This window comes from Phocaeicola plebeius DSM 17135 (assembly GCF_000187895.1).
In the GTDB taxonomy this organism is placed as follows: domain Bacteria; phylum Bacteroidota; class Bacteroidia; order Bacteroidales; family Bacteroidaceae; genus Phocaeicola; species Phocaeicola plebeius.
The window spans coordinates 314,892-330,085 of sequence record NZ_DS990130.1 but is presented as its reverse complement, the minus strand read 5'-3'; the positions used below and the strand labels follow the sequence as shown (position 1 = coordinate 330,085).

Here is a 15,194-nt window from a genome sequence, read left to right as displayed (position 1 = left end):
TCTTATTCACAATTTATAATAATGGACAATATAATGACAGCCACTGTCACCAGCAGTGCTCCATGCTCTGCCACATACATACGAAGCAACTTGACAGCCTTTGTCATCTGATTTTCCACTGTTTTCTCTGACACTTCCAGTTTTTCAGCAATTTCACGATATTTCAGTCCATGGAGTTTAGCCAGCAAAAAAACTTCCCGGCATCTGGCAGGTAGAGTATCTAGCGCCGATTCCATTATGTCCTGAAGGGTTTTACCTTCTTCTGGACCTTCGTCCGGCATGCAACTGGCAGAAGCCGGATATGCGTCTATCGACACCGTATCATCCCTACGCTTCCGCAGAAAGGATACACAACTGTTTCTCACGGAAGTCGTCATATAGGCAGCAAACTCCTTTTCAGGCATATCATCCAAACGCTTGTTCCATACGCTGATAAACAGTTCCTGCACAATATCTTCCGCATCATCCTGGTCAGAAACATATCCATAGGCTATACGGCACAGCCTTGAATAATGTTCCTGAAACCGAGATTTGAATATGTCCTTTCTATCGGCACTCATTATCATGATTCTGTCAATACAAATAATCAGAATTTCAAACTTACACCTGCTGTCAAGAAGCCTTTATTTCCTAATCCTGCTTCTACAAAACCACCAATCCGGTCATTTCCTACTCGCAAGGCTATCGGATTTACCTGGTAAGCAAAAGAAGTGCTCAAATCGGCTTTCTTTGCGGCCTTTTTTCCTGTTTCCGTCAAAGCTGTTTCTTTGTGACGACTCAGGTTTACACCGGCTGCCGCTGTTCCATATAATTCAAACAAGCCTCTTTTATAATATACAAATTCAGCAGCAGGAAGAACCAGGAAGTTTACATTGCTTTCTTTCAATGAAGGAGTCTGCTCACCCGCCAATGCCAACTTACTGCTGGAAGTAGAAAAGCCCAAATCAGTTCCTACCTTGAAACGCCCTAAAGAATAGCGATAGCCAAAGCCATATACCAGACTGTAATTTTCATCGGTCCGCTTGCTTCCTGTCACTGCATCAACTAATCCCATTCCCAGTATATCTACCGTACCCTGAGTCAACCCGTCACTGACAGACAAACGTATTTCGTGTTTATTTTCAGAAGGAGTAAAACCCTGTCCTTTTACCAGATTTGTACTTGCCAACATACACAAAGATAAAGCAATCAATTGAATTTTCATAATGTCTAGTTTTTTTAGTTTTAAAAAGTCTTACGTCTAATTCTCTGTTGTTTCACCCGGCCTGGTGGTTTTGTCTTCATAACGCAGTTATTAGGTAAAACCCCTATCCGAAAAATCATTTTTTTTGAAAAAAAATCTCCACATCCCATTAAATACCTGATAATGAAGCTTAAATAAAAACATCTGTAACTGATTTTTTTTCATTTATCAATATTCTACCGGCAAAAAGTGAGAAATAATTATTACTTTTGTCTACAGGAAAAAGTTTTTTACTAAGGTATTTTTCTGATTGTATTTTATAAGACTTCTGAAACGACATCATGCATAAGGAAATCATTCAACTGTTAAACGAGAAAAGATTAAAAGAAGCGTTTACCCAAATTAAGGAATCGGCAAACACGCTTAATAACTGGGAACTAAAGTCGCAGATTGAAACCCAACAGACGACTTATGAATATATGCTTCAATACATGGCAATGGGCACACAGGACCCACAACGTGAAACAATTTATAACCAGTTACTTTGCAAGGGATATGAACTGGCTGACAAGACTTATTTCCTGAAAGACTGGGAAAAAGCGTATGGCTATTTTGCCGATAAATTCCGTAAATTTTCTCAAACTCCTCCACACTCATTCAAGGAAATCGGCTTCATGCTGGAAGCAGCTAAGCACACGTCTGCCACTCCCCAAAACACAGAGGAAGAAGAGGCTCAAAAATTACAATGCTACACGCTTCACAAAAATACAGTCGATGAATTATTCAATAAGATATGGGTATCTACACAATGGAGTGAAGAAGACTATCAGGAAGCCCGTGAACTTCTACTTTCTCCGTCTATGGCCACCAACGACAAAGCAGTAATGATGAGTGCCGTCACGCTCAATCTGCTTCAGCTCTTTGACAGCCGAAAATTCCTGCTGTTACTCACAGCCTATCAGCAAACCCAAGAACCGGCTGTTACCCAGCGGGCATTGACAGGAATTGCTCTTGCCACCTATTTCCAGACTGACCGGATTAAACTCTATCCGGAACTGGTTTCTGCCTTGAAGCTGATGGAAGATGACCCTACAGCATTGAAACAATTGCACGATATACAGATTATTTTCCTTCTTTCACGCGAAACGGAGAAAATAGATAAAAAAATGAGGGAGGAGATTATTCCCCAGATGATGCGCAATCCCAATCTCAGAAATTCAGAGTCAAAAGTCATTGAGATAGAAGACATCGAAGACCTCAATCCGGAATGGCAGAAGGACATGGAACAAATAAACAGCCACATTCGTGAATTAGGAGAGCTGCAAATGGAAGGAGCTGATACCTACATGACTGCCTTTTCACAACTCAAGACCTTCCCGTTCTTTCAGGAAGCAGCCCACTGGTTTTACCTGTTCAGCATGAAAGTGCCCGATTTATACCAGATTTTCAAAGACAAGGAATTCAATGAAAAATCGTTGTTCGGACTCATGATTAACTCACAGATGTTCTGCGATTCCGATAAATTCTCTTTCTGTCTGGCCATGCAGTCGTTGCCTCATGACCAGCAGACATTCATGCGTTCGCACATGAAAGGAGAAGAATTGATTCCCAAGGAACTGGAAACAAGTGAAAATCCGGAAGAACAGAAAATCAATGCCATACAACGGCAATATATCCACAATTTATACCGGTTTTATAAATTATGGAGATTCAAACAGGAAATGCAAGACATTTTCCGTGAAAAACTGGACTTCTGGAACAACACCTTGCTCCGCCCCTTGATACTGAAAGGAACGTATCACAACCAGATTGCCGGATATCTTTTTTCAAAGGGATACATGCAAGAAGCTGCCGAACTTTATGAAAGCCTGGCTCAACAAGATCCGGCAAATGCAGAAACCTGGCAAAAACTAGGATTCGCCTACCAGAAAAACAAGCTTTATGATAAAGCGGTAAAAGCATACGTGCAGGCAGACGCACTAAAGGCCAACCATTTATGGACACTCAAGCATCTGGCACAGTGTCACAAATTGTCGGGTAATTACTCTCAAGCAGCTTTCTGCTTTCAGAAAGTGCTTGAGTTCGATCCAGACAACCTGCACATCCTGATGCAAACCGGACAATGCCTTGCGGCACTGAAGAATTATCCGGAGGCCATTAAGGTTTTCTATAAGGTAGAATTCCTGGAAACACATCCGGAAAAGGCACGGCGTGCCATCGGATGGTGCTACTTCATGTCCGGGAAATACGAAGAAGCTGTCCGGATGTATGAAAAGTTGCTCGCTTTGGAAAACCCACAAGCCAATGACTGGCTAAACTCAGGCCACGTGTATCTGGCTATGGGGAATATACCTCAGGCACTAATTCACTACCGGAAAGCGGAAACGGCCTGCAAATCGGACGAGGAGTTCATCTCACAGTTCCTGGCCGACAAAGATGCGCTGACGGCACAGGGTCTGTCAGATAGTCAGGTTTACCTGATGGCCGATATCCTGCGCCAGAAATAACAGCACATAAGATATACCAATAGAAACAAGTCCGATAAAGCTTATCACCCTACCGGACTTGTTTCTATTTTTTTGATATAAGCCAATGCAGCTCCTATGGCCGTCTGATATTCCGCGCTTGCCGGAATGATAAAACGCACATCGTACATCTGCGCAATGGTATCGAAAACCGGACGGCATTGGGGCAATTGTGTCAGATTGCCAATCAGCACAAAATCACGTATTCCCATTTCCAATGCTGAAAGTACGGCTGCCTGCCCGATGGACTGCAATACCATGTGCATCAAGCCCAAAGCCAAATCTTCGGGAGATACATTGTTATCTAATTTTCCCAACAAGGAAGCCGTGGCATCAAGCGGCAATCCGGGCAAGGAAGTCTGACAAATATCTTGAATCTGTAAGTCCACGTTCTGCAAATTACCCTTTCCAGCCAGTTCTGACACCCACAGAATGTCCTGCGTATGCAACAACAGACGCGACAATCCCATCAGTGTACCTCCCCCGATACCGATTCCGCCCACATGGCGAATCACATCGTGTTCCACTTTCACAAAGGAAGTGCCCGTTCCCATACTCACCACCATGAGCCGGTCCAGCCCCGTGGCATACTGTGCACTCAGGCCGTTGGCGATAAATTCATCCGTACGAGCCGTAGGCAGACCGTACAAGGGCTGCTGAATGTATGAACTTCCCACTCCGGTCAGCATTACCTGCTCCACCTCCGAAAGCTGGATGGAATGGTCGTATATATATTTTCCGAATGCACCAAACAACGAAGTGACAGGGTCCTTGGCAGTCACAAACATCGGATGCTTAATTTCACCGTCTTTCACCCCGACAATCTTGGTGGTACTTCCTCCTACATCTATTCCTATTATCATAACTTATAAGATTTTGCTATTTTTACAATATGGGCGCAAGTCTACAAACTTTTTTCGGGAAAGCAGACACTTCTGTTACTTTTTTTATAAAAATTTGAAAGCCTTTCCCTATGTAGCCCACTTTCGAATGAAAAGACACTTTGCTTTTTTGCAAAGTTCCGAAAAGAAAAACGCTTATTTTCAAGACTTTTCAAGAGCACTTAAACGCATGTTCCCAAACGTCCAAGCGTTTTGAATCAAACGCACTTACGCTTGATTCAAAATGTACTTGTGTTTCAACTAAAACACTTAGGCGTTTGCTCTTAAACGCACTTGCGTTTTTGGAAAGAAAAATTCGGAGCACGAAAAGGAATCACATTTTTATTTCTATCTTTGCAAAGATATAAATGAAACACCATGCAGACAAGTGACAGTATTGTGATTATTCCTACTTACAATGAGAAGGAAAACATCGAAAATATAATCCGGGCGGTATTCGGACTTGAGAAAACATTCCACATTCTAGTCATCGAAGACAACTCTCCCGACGGAACAGCCGACATCGTACGCCGTCTCCAAAAAGAGTTTCCCGAACGTTTGTTTATGATTGAACGAAAAGGCAAACTCGGGCTGGGAACTGCTTATATTACCGGCTTCAAATGGTCTATCGAAAAGGGATATGACTACATTTTTGAAATGGATGCCGACTTCAGCCATAACCCCAATGACCTGCCAAGACTTTACAAGGCTTGCCATGAAGAGGGAGCTGATGTATCCATCGGTTCACGCTACGTAAGTGGAGTAAATGTGGTCAACTGGCCCATGGGAAGAGTACTGATGTCCTACTTTGCTTCTAAATATGTGCGGTTCATTACCGGACTGCCCATTCATGACACCACCGCCGGCTTTGTATGTTACCGCCGTAAAGTACTTGAGACCATCCACCTGGACCATATCCGCTTCAAAGGGTATGCTTTCCAGATTGAAATGAAATTTACCGCTTACAAATGCGGTTTCCATATTACAGAAGTACCTGTTATCTTTATCAACCGCGAATTAGGTACTTCCAAAATGAACAGCAGCATCTTTGGGGAGGCCGTATTCGGTGTCATCCAACTGAAATGGGACAGCTGGTTCAAGAAATATCCTAAACATGCTAATTAAGAAGTATTTATGAAACGTACGTGGATACATCATGCAATCATCGTAAATGAAGGACGCCGCTTTGCCGGTTCTGTGGTGATTGAAGGAGAAAAGATACAAGAAGTCATTGAAGGAGACGGCAAACCCGCTGCCGACTGTGAAGAAGAGATTGATGCACAAGGATGCTTTCTGTTGCCAGGAGTGATAGATGACCATGTGCATTTCCGCGATCCGGGACTTACTCACAAAGCAGACATGGCTACCGAAACAGCTGCGGCTGCGGCTGGAGGAGTAACTTCGTTCATGGACATGCCCAACTGTAACCCGCAGACCACAACCCTGGAGGCATTGGAAAACAAGTTTAAGGATGCGGCTACCAAATGTATTGTCAATTATTCTTTCTATTTCGGAGCCACAAACAACAACGCCGACCAGCTGAAAGCATTGGACAAAACACACGTATGCGGTGTGAAACTGTTTATGGGAGCCAGCACCGGGAATATGCTGGTCGACCGCATGGAAGCCTTGAAAAAAATATTCTCCGAGGCTGGTATGCTGATTGCAACTCACTGTGAAGACCAGCAGATTATCCGCGAAAATACCGAACGTTTCAAACAGCAATATGGCGAAGATCTGGACATTTCTTTCCATCCGCTGATACGCAGCGAGGAAGCCTGTTACCATTCTTCGGCACTCGCCGTACAGTTGGCGAAAGAAACAGGTGCCCGCCTGCACATACTTCACATCAGCACGGCACGTGAATTGGGTCTGTTAGAAGACCGCCCGCTCCAAGAAAAGAAAATTACGGCAGAAGCCTGCGTATCGCACCTTATGTTCTGCGATGAAGACTATGCGCAACTAGGGGCACGCATCAAGTGTAATCCCAGCATCAAGACAAAAGCCGACCGTGATGCGCTGAGAAAGGCTCTGAGCACTAACCTGATTGACGTCATCGCTACCGACCATGCACCTCACCTGTTGAGTGAAAAAGAAGGAGGAGCACTGAAAGCCGTATCAGGCATGCCGACCCTGCAGTTCTCATTGGTCAGCATCTACGAACTGGTACACGAAGGTGTCCTGTCTATCGAACAGTTAGTTCAGAAAATGTGTCACGCACCGGCCCAGCTTTACCAGATTAGCCAAAGAGGGTTTATCCGACCGGGCTATCAGGCCGACCTTGTTCTGCTGAATCCACATAAAGAATGGACTGTAACCACCGACTGCATTGAAAGCAAGTGTGGATGGAGTCCGATGGAAGGCCGTACCTTCCATGCACAGGTAGAAAAGACATTTGTCAACGGTACAGTAGTTTATGAGAATGGAACAGTAAACAAAGCGCACCGTGGACAAGCCCTTCGGTTTGAACGTTAAAAGAAAGCGAATGAAAACAGACATCACGACCGTCCGTTACGACATACACGACCTGGCTGAATACATCAACTGGATTTATTTTTTCCACGCATGGGGGTTTCAGCCACGCTACGCAGCCATTGCCGACATTCATGGCTGTGATGCCTGCCGCGCCGGGTGGCTGGCTTCATTTCCCGAAGCTGAACGCGCCAAAGCTGCCGAAGCCATGCAACTGCACAAAGAAGCAGTACGCATGTTGAACAAAATCGACGGGAAATACAAGGTCTATGCCATTTATCGCCTGATGGAAGCCAATGCCGAGGGCGACAACCTATGGTTAGAGGGCACTTTATTTCCTCTGCTCCGCCAGCAGACCCGCGTCCGCCCCGACGACCCGTTTCTCTGCCTGAGTGACTTTGTCCGTCCCCTTTCTTCCGGTATCAAGGATACGGTAGGAGGATTCGCCACGACCATCAATCCGGCCATGGAAGAAGAATTCAGCCATGACGACTACCAGTCCTTGCTCATCAAAACACTTGGGGAAAGACTGGCAGAAGCCGCTGCTGAAAAGATACACGAAACCCTGCGCAAAGAGGTATGGGGATACGCCAAGGACGAAAAGCTGACCATGAAACAGCTGCTCAATGAAGACTATCAGGGCATACGTCCTGCTGTGGGCTATCCTTCCCTGCCCGACATATCAGTCAGTTTTCTGCTCGACAAGCTTATTGACATGAAACGCATCGGCATACATCTGACAGAGAACGGAATGATGCAACCTCATGCCTCGGTATGCGGACTGATGTTTGCCCATCCGGCTTCACGCTATTTTTCGGTTGGAAAAATAGACGAGGAACAACTCATGGACTACGCTTCCCGCCGGAATATAGATGCCGACGTACTGCGAAAATACCTCGCAGCCAATCTGCAACCCTAAAATGAATAGCAAATATGATTCTACTAAGAGTGTCACTGATATTTTTGGCCTTGTTTCTGCTACCCGACTGGTATATATACAAGACCTATTTGACCAGCCTGCACGATAAGAAGTGGAAACGTGCCTACTGGCTGCCCACCTTATTACTATTGCTCGCATTAGTAGTTTTCCTTGTTGGACATGACAGTTTACATGAATATTTTGGGACTTACCTGATTGTTGCTCTATGCTTCACTATTCCTAAAATGATATTCATGCTGACCAGTATTCTGCTGAAACTGATCAGAAGATTGATAAAGCGCCCTATTCCTCATGGATGGATTTCACTGGCACCCGCATTGTTTGCTTTCGGATATGTATTGTTTGGAGCCATTAAGGGAAAGGAAAATTTTCAAGTAAAAGAAGTTACATTCTACTCGCCCGACCTTCCGGATGCATTCGATGGCTATCGCATTCTGCAATTGTCGGACATCCACTCTGGAAGCTGGAAAGGAAATGGAAAGGCACTTCAGGAAGCCATCGATATTTGCAACCGGCAAGATGCCGATTTGGCTGTATTCACTGGCGACCTCGTGAACAGTCGCGCTGACGAATTGCTGGAATTTATGGCTGTGTTCTCACAACTGAAAGCGCGCGACGGAGTGTATTCCGTATTGGGTAATCACGACTATGGTTCCTATGTAAAATGGGAAAACGAGCAGGCCCGTCTGGCTAACGTAGACAGCCTGATTGCACGCGAAAACCGTATGGGATGGTTCATGCTGCAAAATGACCACCGTATTATATATAAAGGTACTGATTCCATTGCTATAGTTGGTGTGGAAAACAGCGGGAAACCACCTTTCCCTGACAGAGGCGACTTACCCAAGGCTCTACAAGGCACAAACGGCATGTTCAAGGTCCTGCTAAGTCATGACCCGACACACTGGCGCCGGAAAGTGCTTCCGGAGACCTCGGTACAGCTTACCTTGTCAGGTCATACCCACGACATGCAAATCAGTCTGTTCGGCTTTTCAGTGTCCAAGTTTATCTATCCGGAACACAGAGGTATGTATCTGGAAGGCAACCGGGGACTATACGTCAACATTGGGTTAGGCTATGTGCTGTTCCCCATGCGGCTGGGTGCCTGGCCGGAAATTACCGTCCTCACATTAAAAAAAGGAAATAACAAATCAATCCAATAAAATCTATCACACTTATGAGATTCTTATACATCATTTATCAAATCTGTATCGGGCTTCCCATTTTTCTTGTGATGACCATTCTGACCGCACTGACCACCATGCTGGGATGCTGGCTGGGCAACGGACACTTCTGGGGATATTACCCAGGGAAAATATGGTCACAACTCACTTGTTTTCTGTTTCTGCTTCCGGTGAAAGTGGAAGGACACAAAAACATTGACCACAAAACATCGTATGTATTCGTAGCCAACCATCAGGGAGCGTTCGACATATTCCTTATCTACGGATTCCTGGGAAGAAACTTTAAATGGATGATGAAGAAAAGCCTGCGCAGCATTCCTTTCGTCGGAAAAGCCTGCGAATCGGCCGGTTTCATTTTTGTAGACAAATCCAGTCCACGCAAAGTGTATGAAACCATCAAGCGTGCAGAAAAAATCTTACAAGGAGGTACTTCACTCGTGGTATTTCCGGAAGGCAGAAGAACCTTTACCGGTCGCATGAACGAGTTTAAGAAAGGGGCTTTCCTGCTAGCTGACCAGTTGCAACTTCCGGTCGTACCGATGAGCATCAGCGGTTCTTTCGATATTCTGCCACGCACGGGCAAACTGCTCTCCTGGCATCCGTTGAAGCTGACCATCCATCAGCCCATCTATCCGCAAGGAAAAGGACAAGAAAACCAGACCATGCTGATGGAAGAATCCTATCAGGCCATTGAAAAAGGTTTGCCGGAAAAATACAAAGGAGAAAAGAAAAGTGGAGAATAAAAAATAAATATCGGGTAGGAAGAATTTCTTACCCGATTTTCTTTTTAATGAAGGGGAGCATGCGACATATTTTCACGTGCCACAGACACATATTCCTTCACCATGTAATTGTTCTTGAACGCTTCAGGAGCCGCGTCAACGATTTCCTGCATCAGCGGAGTCATGAAGGGATAAGGCATGCTGTTACCCAACATAATGAACAATCCCGGTCCCAATACGTTCTCGTAATTGTCCTGAATAAAAGTCTTGGCCAGCTGGTTCATCTCCGTAGCTATCTCGTCACGTTTTTTCTGGATTTCCTGATGCACCGTCTGCAAATCCTTTCCATCCATAATCATGCGACTTTCCTCGCGCTCTACTTCGTAAGCACGGTCATCGAGCGAGTTTTTCTGTACCACAAAATCATTGAAACAGTCGTTCAATGGAGTCCCCTTGATGGTAATTCCCGCATTGTCTATCTGAATATCAATGTGGCCCGGTTCTATCACTAAAGGCATGATGCACTCATCATCCATATACAACGAAGCTAAAACCGTGGAATCAACCTTTCCCTGCATTTCGAATAAGCCATGAATTACTTCTGCCGAATCAATGTTGACCAATTTATCACCCACCGGGATTTTTATAAAAAGCATTTTACCGTCCAACATAGAAACAGACGAAGTACCTTCTATCTTATATTTCTTACTGCAAGAGGTGCAAAGCATGGCACACAACAGGAAAAAATAAAGTTTATACATGCTGAAACCTTTTAAATTTGTGGGCAAAGGTATAATCTTTCAAGGAAGCGCCGAAATATATTATCAAAATTTATACTAAGATAGTGGTTTATTACCTTTTAAGTGAGCCGTGTGAGAATGGTGTGCGTTTTTTTACTATTTTTGTGCAATCTATATTTTAACACTATACATAACAATGAAAAAACTGAAAGTACTCGCACTCGCACTTGTTTGTGCTGTATTCTCTCCGGCCAAGGCCGATGAAGGAATGTGGTTGCTCCAGCTCATGCAGGAGCAGAACCTTGCGGACCGAATGAAAGCGCAAGGACTGAAAATGGATATCATGGATATCTACAACCCTGACCAAATTACATTAAAGGATGCTGTCGGAATTTTCGGACGCGGATGTACGGGTGAAATTATCTCACCCAACGGATTGATTCTGACCAATCACCATTGTGGATACGATGCCATCCAACAACATAGCTCGGTGGAACATGACTACCTGACCGACGGATTCTGGGCAAAAAGTTATCAGGAAGAACTTCCTACACCGGGATTGACCTTCAAATTCGTAGACCGTATTGTGGATGTAACGGAAAAAGTAAACGAAGACATCCGTAAAGGAAAAGTTTCTGAAGCAGAATCTTTCGGAAGCAAATACCTGAAGAAACTGGCTGCCGACGAACTGAAGAAAAGTGACCTGAAAGGCAAACCGGGCATCTCTACACAGGCTCTTCCGTTCTATGAAGGTAACAAATTCTACTTGTTCTTTATCAAGACTTACAGCGACGTGCGTATGGTAGCCGCTCCTCCTTCATCAATCGGTAAGTTTGGAGGTGAAACCGACAACTGGATGTGGCCGCGTCACACAGGTGACTTCTCTATGTTCCGTATCTATGCCGACAAGGATGGTAATCCGGCTGAATACAGCGCAGAGAATGTGCCTTTGAAAGTAAAGAAACACCTGACTATTTCACTGAAGGGATTACAGGAAGGCGACTATGCCATGATTATGGGATTCCCCGGAAGCACCAGCCGCTACCTGACAGAAAGTGAAGTACGCCTGCGCATGGAAGGCATCAACGTGCCGCGTATCACCGTACGCGAAGAACGCCAGAATATTCTCCGTAAGGAAATGGCTGCCAGCGACAAGGTACGTATCCAGTATGCCAGCAAGTTTGCCGGTTCAAGCAACTACTGGAAAAACTCCATCGGTATGAACAAGGCCATTGTGGACAACAAGGTTCTGGAAACAAAGGCAGAACAGGAAGCTAAATTTGCTGCTTTTGCCAAAGAAAAACAGAATGCTGACTATGCAGCCGTAGTAGGAAAAATTGACGAATACGTGAAGCGTGTTACTCCGCTGCGCACACAGCTGACTTATTTCACTGAAACCTTCAGAAGCGGTATCGAATTTACCCTGACTTCGAAGATGGAAGCACTTCAGGACTTGGCTACTGCCCTGCAGAAGAACAAGAAAAAAGATGTAGAAAAAGCCATCGCTACCCTGAAAGAAGCCTACGCTGACATCCACAACAAGGACTATGACCATGAAGTAGACCGCAAGGTGGCTAAAGTACTGCTGCCGCTTTATGCAGAAAAAGTACCGGCTGAAGCATTGCCTGATTTCTATCAGACTGTTAAGAATGCATTCAAGGGCGATTACAATGCTTACGTAGATGCCCTCTACAACAACAGCATCTTCGCCAATGAAAAGAACTTCAACGCTTTCATCGAGAATCCTACTGTAGAAGCAATCAACAAGGACTTGTCGGCTGAATATGCTGCTGCAGTGAACAAGAAATACAAGGAACTGGCAGACAAGCTGGATCAAGCCAACGGTGACATTAACCTGCTGCACAAGACTTACGTACGCGGTCTTTGCGAAATGTATGCACCGACTCCGAAAGCTCCGGATGCCAACTTTACGATTCGTCTGACTTACGGAAACGTAAAGGCTTACGATCCGAAAGACGGTGTACACTACAAATATTACACTACACTGAAAGGGGTAATGGAAAAAGAAGACCCGAACAATCCGGAATTCGTGGTACCAGCCAAGCTGAAAGAGTTGTATGCTACGAAGAACTACGGACGCTACGCACTGCCGAACGGGGAAATGCCGACTTGCTTCCTGACCACCAACGACATCACTGGCGGTAACTCAGGTTCTCCGGTCATGAATGGAAACGGTGAACTGATTGGAGCCGCATTCGACGGTAACTGGGAATCTCTTTCCGGAGACATCAACTTCGACAATAACCTCCAGCGTTGTATTGCCGTAGATATTCGCTACGTGCTGTTCATCGTAGAAAAATTGGGAGGCTGCAAGAACCTGATTGATGAAATGACAATTGTAGAATAATGAAGCATAAGTTATTATTATCCTTATTTGCCACACTTTCCCTCACCGCTCATGCGGATGAGGGGATGTGGATGCTGACCGACCTGAAACAGCAGAATGCTGCCGTGATGCAGGATTTAGGACTGGACATCAGCATTGACCAGGTGTACTGCCCGGACAACATCAGCCTGAAAGATGCCGTAGTGCATTTCGGAGGCGGATGTACGGGGGAAGTCATCTCCTCGGAAGGACTGGTGCTGACCAACCACCACTGCGGATACGGTTACATCCAGCAGCACAGTTCAGTGGAACATGATTACCTGACCGACGGCTTCTGGGCGATGACGCGTGAACAGGAGCTTCCGTGTGAAGGACTGAACGTGACCTTTATCGACCGGATACTTGACGTAACGGAATACGTGCAGAAGCAGTTGAAGAAGTCCAAAGACCCGGACGGAACCAACTACCTCTCTCCTTCTTTCTTAGCCAAGGTGGCTGAAAAGTTTGCCAAAAAGGAACGTATCCGTACCAACGAATTTACGACTTTGGAACTGAAACCGTTCTATGGAGCCAACAAATACTACCTGTTTGTCAAGACATCTTACAAGGATGTGCGTATGGTAGGTGCTCCTCCCTCTTCCATCGGTAAGTTCGGAGCAGATACCGACAACTGGATGTGGCCCCGCCACTGCGGTGACTTCTCTATCTTCCGTATCTATGCCAGCAAGGACGGAAAGCCAGCCAATTACAGTGCCGAAAACGTACCTTTGAAAGTAAAGAAACACATTGCCATCAACCTGAAAGGAGTGAAGGAAGGTGACTTTACCTTCGTGATGGGATTCCCCGGACGCAACTGGCGTTACATGATCAGCGATGAGGTGGAAGAACGCATGCAGACTACCAACTTCATGCGCGACACCATTCGCGGCGTACGCCTGCGGGTGTTGGGAGAAGAAATGGCTAAGGATGCACGTACCCGTATCCAGTATGCAGCCAAGTATGCTTCATCGGCCAACTACTGGAAAAATGCCATCGGTATGAACGAAGGACTGGTACGTCTGAAAGTACTAGACCGCAAGAAACGGGAGCAGGAACAATTGTTAGCTTTCGGAGATTCTATCGGAAATGATAATTACCGGAAAGCCTACGAAAGCATCAAGCAGATTATAGCACAGCGTCACGATGCAGTGTACCACCAGCAGGCGATTTACGAAGCCTTGATGCTGGGAACTGAATTCTTTAAAATACCCGATACGGATGCCTTGAGAGTGGCACTGGAAGGCCAGAAACAGAAAGACATTGACGAAGCCGTAGCTGCCCTGAAGGAAGCCGGCCAGAAGTTCTTCAACAAGGACTACAATCCGGAAGTCGACCGTAAAGTCTCCAAACAGCTGATTGCCTTGTATGCCCGACTGATTCCGGCTAACCAACGGATTGACATATTCCAGACCATCGAAAAGGATTTCCAGGGAAATACCGATGCGTTTGTGGATGCCTGCTTCAACCAGTCCATTTTCAGAAGTCCGGAAGCACTGGATGAGTTTCTGAAGCAGCCCGATGCACAGCAACTGGAAAACGACCTGATGGTGAGATATGCCGCATCCGTACGCAACGGATACCAGGCTACCAGCGATGCCATGCAGGAGGAAACCAATGCATACAACGCAGCTCACAAGACTTGGGTAGAAGGTGTATTGCAAATGAAGAAAGCCAACGGACAGCCTATCTATCCGGATGCCAACTCTACTCTCCGATTGACTTACGGAAAGATTGGCTCTTACGAACCGGCTGACGGAAAGGAATACCTTTACTATACCACCTTGAAAGGAGTGATGGAAAAGGAGGACCCGAACAATCCGGAATTTGTGGTACCAGCCAAGCTGAAAGAGTTGTATGAAAAGAAAGACTTTGGTCCCTATGCCATGCCCGACGGACGAATGCCGGTCTGCTTCGCCACTGCGACAGACAACACAGGAGGTAACTCCGGTTCTCCGGTATTCAACGCGAAAGGGGAACTAATCGGTACCGGATTCGACCGCAACTACGAGGGACTGACCGGTGACATTGCCTACAACCCGCAACTGCAACGTGCGGCTTGTGTAGACATCCGCTATACCTTGTTCATCATTGACAAGTTTGCCGGTGCTTCTCATTTGCTCAAAGAAATGACTATCATCCGATAAACAGAAAAAGCCAGACT

12 protein-coding genes are annotated in these 15,194 nt (G+C 45.6%); 8 read left to right on the top strand and 4 right to left on the bottom strand.

Annotation, left to right across the window (positions count from 1 at the left end; all coding sequences use genetic code 11):
• Nucleotides 1-2: 2 nt before the first annotated feature.
• Together BACPLE_RS09605 and BACPLE_RS09600 are read right to left on the bottom strand one after the other, a co-directional pair.
• Nucleotides 3-560, bottom strand: coding sequence for an RNA polymerase sigma-70 factor (locus BACPLE_RS09605; protein ID WP_040312802.1), 558 nt, complete (start codon nt 558-560; stop codon nt 3-5).
• A 26-nt stretch (nt 561-586) separates the two neighbouring features.
• On the bottom strand, nt 587-1,204 hold the full coding sequence (locus BACPLE_RS09600) for a hypothetical protein (protein WP_007561294.1): 618 nt from the start codon (nt 1,202-1,204) through the stop codon (nt 587-589).
• A gap of 320 nt (nt 1,205-1,524) precedes the next feature.
• On the opposite strand from BACPLE_RS09600, the gene BACPLE_RS09595 reads away from it, so the two are divergent.
• On the top strand, nt 1,525-3,690 hold the full coding sequence (locus BACPLE_RS09595; protein ID WP_007561290.1) for a tetratricopeptide repeat protein: 2,166 nt from the start codon (nt 1,525-1,527) through the stop codon (nt 3,688-3,690).
• A gap of 44 nt (nt 3,691-3,734) precedes the next feature.
• Here BACPLE_RS09595 and coaW read toward each other — a convergent pair whose 3' ends face one another.
• Complete coding sequence (gene coaW / locus BACPLE_RS09590) at nt 3,735-4,571, bottom strand: type II pantothenate kinase (protein WP_007561288.1); 837 nt, start codon at nt 4,569-4,571, stop codon at nt 3,735-3,737.
• Between the two features lie 396 nt (nt 4,572-4,967).
• Here coaW and BACPLE_RS09585 point away from each other — a divergent pair, with 396 nt between their 5' ends.
• Genes BACPLE_RS09585 through BACPLE_RS09565 form a run of 5 tightly spaced genes read left to right on the top strand, consistent with a single transcriptional unit; the run spans nt 4,968 to nt 9,928 of the window.
• On the top strand, nt 4,968-5,714 hold the full coding sequence (locus BACPLE_RS09585) for a polyprenol monophosphomannose synthase (protein WP_007561286.1): 747 nt from the start codon (nt 4,968-4,970) through the stop codon (nt 5,712-5,714).
• 9 nt (nt 5,715-5,723) lie between these two features.
• Nucleotides 5,724-7,064, top strand: coding sequence for a dihydroorotase (locus BACPLE_RS09580; RefSeq protein ID WP_007561285.1), 1,341 nt, complete (start codon nt 5,724-5,726; stop codon nt 7,062-7,064).
• A gap of 10 nt (nt 7,065-7,074) precedes the next feature.
• Nucleotides 7,075-7,980, top strand: coding sequence for a vitamin B12 dependent-methionine synthase activation domain-containing protein (locus tag BACPLE_RS09575; protein ID WP_007561283.1), 906 nt, complete (start codon nt 7,075-7,077; stop codon nt 7,978-7,980).
• A gap of 14 nt (nt 7,981-7,994) precedes the next feature.
• Nucleotides 7,995-9,164, top strand: coding sequence for a metallophosphoesterase (locus BACPLE_RS09570; RefSeq protein ID WP_007561281.1), 1,170 nt, complete (start codon nt 7,995-7,997; stop codon nt 9,162-9,164).
• Nucleotides 9,165-9,178: 14 nt separating this feature from the next.
• Complete coding sequence (locus BACPLE_RS09565) at nt 9,179-9,928, top strand: lysophospholipid acyltransferase family protein (RefSeq protein WP_007561279.1); 750 nt, start codon at nt 9,179-9,181, stop codon at nt 9,926-9,928.
• Nucleotides 9,929-9,972: 44 nt separating this feature from the next.
• Here the strand turns inward: BACPLE_RS09565 and BACPLE_RS09560 are convergent, their stop codons facing one another.
• Entirely contained in the window at nt 9,973-10,668 is a 696-nt protein-coding gene (locus BACPLE_RS09560; RefSeq protein ID WP_022054774.1) for a DUF4369 domain-containing protein, read from the bottom strand.
• A 175-nt stretch (nt 10,669-10,843) separates the two neighbouring features.
• On the opposite strand from BACPLE_RS09560, the gene BACPLE_RS09555 reads away from it, so the two are divergent.
• Together BACPLE_RS09555 and BACPLE_RS09550 are read left to right on the top strand one after the other, a co-directional pair.
• On the top strand, nt 10,844-13,015 hold the full coding sequence (locus tag BACPLE_RS09555; protein WP_007561275.1) for a S46 family peptidase: 2,172 nt from the start codon (nt 10,844-10,846) through the stop codon (nt 13,013-13,015).
• Nucleotides 13,015-15,177, top strand: coding sequence for a S46 family peptidase (locus BACPLE_RS09550; RefSeq protein ID WP_007561273.1), 2,163 nt, complete (start codon nt 13,015-13,017; stop codon nt 15,175-15,177). The genes BACPLE_RS09555 and BACPLE_RS09550 overlap by 1 nt, the downstream gene beginning before the upstream one ends.
• Nucleotides 15,178-15,194 lie beyond the last annotated feature (17 nt).

What these genes read in the sequence shown, in the direction of transcription:
- BACPLE_RS09605 (WP_040312802.1), bottom strand. Translation starts at nt 560, where the DNA reads ATGAGTGCCGATAGAAAGGACATATTCAAATCTCGGTTTCAGGAACAT.
- BACPLE_RS09600 (WP_007561294.1), bottom strand. Translation starts at nt 1,204, where the DNA reads ATGAAAATTCAATTGATTGCTTTATCTTTGTGTATGTTGGCAAGTACA.
- BACPLE_RS09595 (WP_007561290.1), top strand. Translation starts at nt 1,525, where the DNA reads ATGCATAAGGAAATCATTCAACTGTTAAACGAGAAAAGATTAAAAGAA.
- coaW (WP_007561288.1), bottom strand. Translation starts at nt 4,571, where the DNA reads ATGATAATAGGAATAGATGTAGGAGGAAGTACCACCAAGATTGTCGGG.
- BACPLE_RS09585 (WP_007561286.1), top strand. Translation starts at nt 4,968, where the DNA reads ATGCAGACAAGTGACAGTATTGTGATTATTCCTACTTACAATGAGAAG.
- BACPLE_RS09580 (WP_007561285.1), top strand. Translation starts at nt 5,724, where the DNA reads ATGAAACGTACGTGGATACATCATGCAATCATCGTAAATGAAGGACGC.
- BACPLE_RS09575 (WP_007561283.1), top strand. Translation starts at nt 7,075, where the DNA reads ATGAAAACAGACATCACGACCGTCCGTTACGACATACACGACCTGGCT.
- BACPLE_RS09570 (WP_007561281.1), top strand. Translation starts at nt 7,995, where the DNA reads ATGATTCTACTAAGAGTGTCACTGATATTTTTGGCCTTGTTTCTGCTA.
- BACPLE_RS09565 (WP_007561279.1), top strand. Translation starts at nt 9,179, where the DNA reads ATGAGATTCTTATACATCATTTATCAAATCTGTATCGGGCTTCCCATT.
- BACPLE_RS09560 (WP_022054774.1), bottom strand. Translation starts at nt 10,668, where the DNA reads ATGTATAAACTTTATTTTTTCCTGTTGTGTGCCATGCTTTGCACCTCT.
- BACPLE_RS09555 (WP_007561275.1), top strand. Translation starts at nt 10,844, where the DNA reads ATGAAAAAACTGAAAGTACTCGCACTCGCACTTGTTTGTGCTGTATTC.
- BACPLE_RS09550 (WP_007561273.1), top strand. Translation starts at nt 13,015, where the DNA reads ATGAAGCATAAGTTATTATTATCCTTATTTGCCACACTTTCCCTCACC.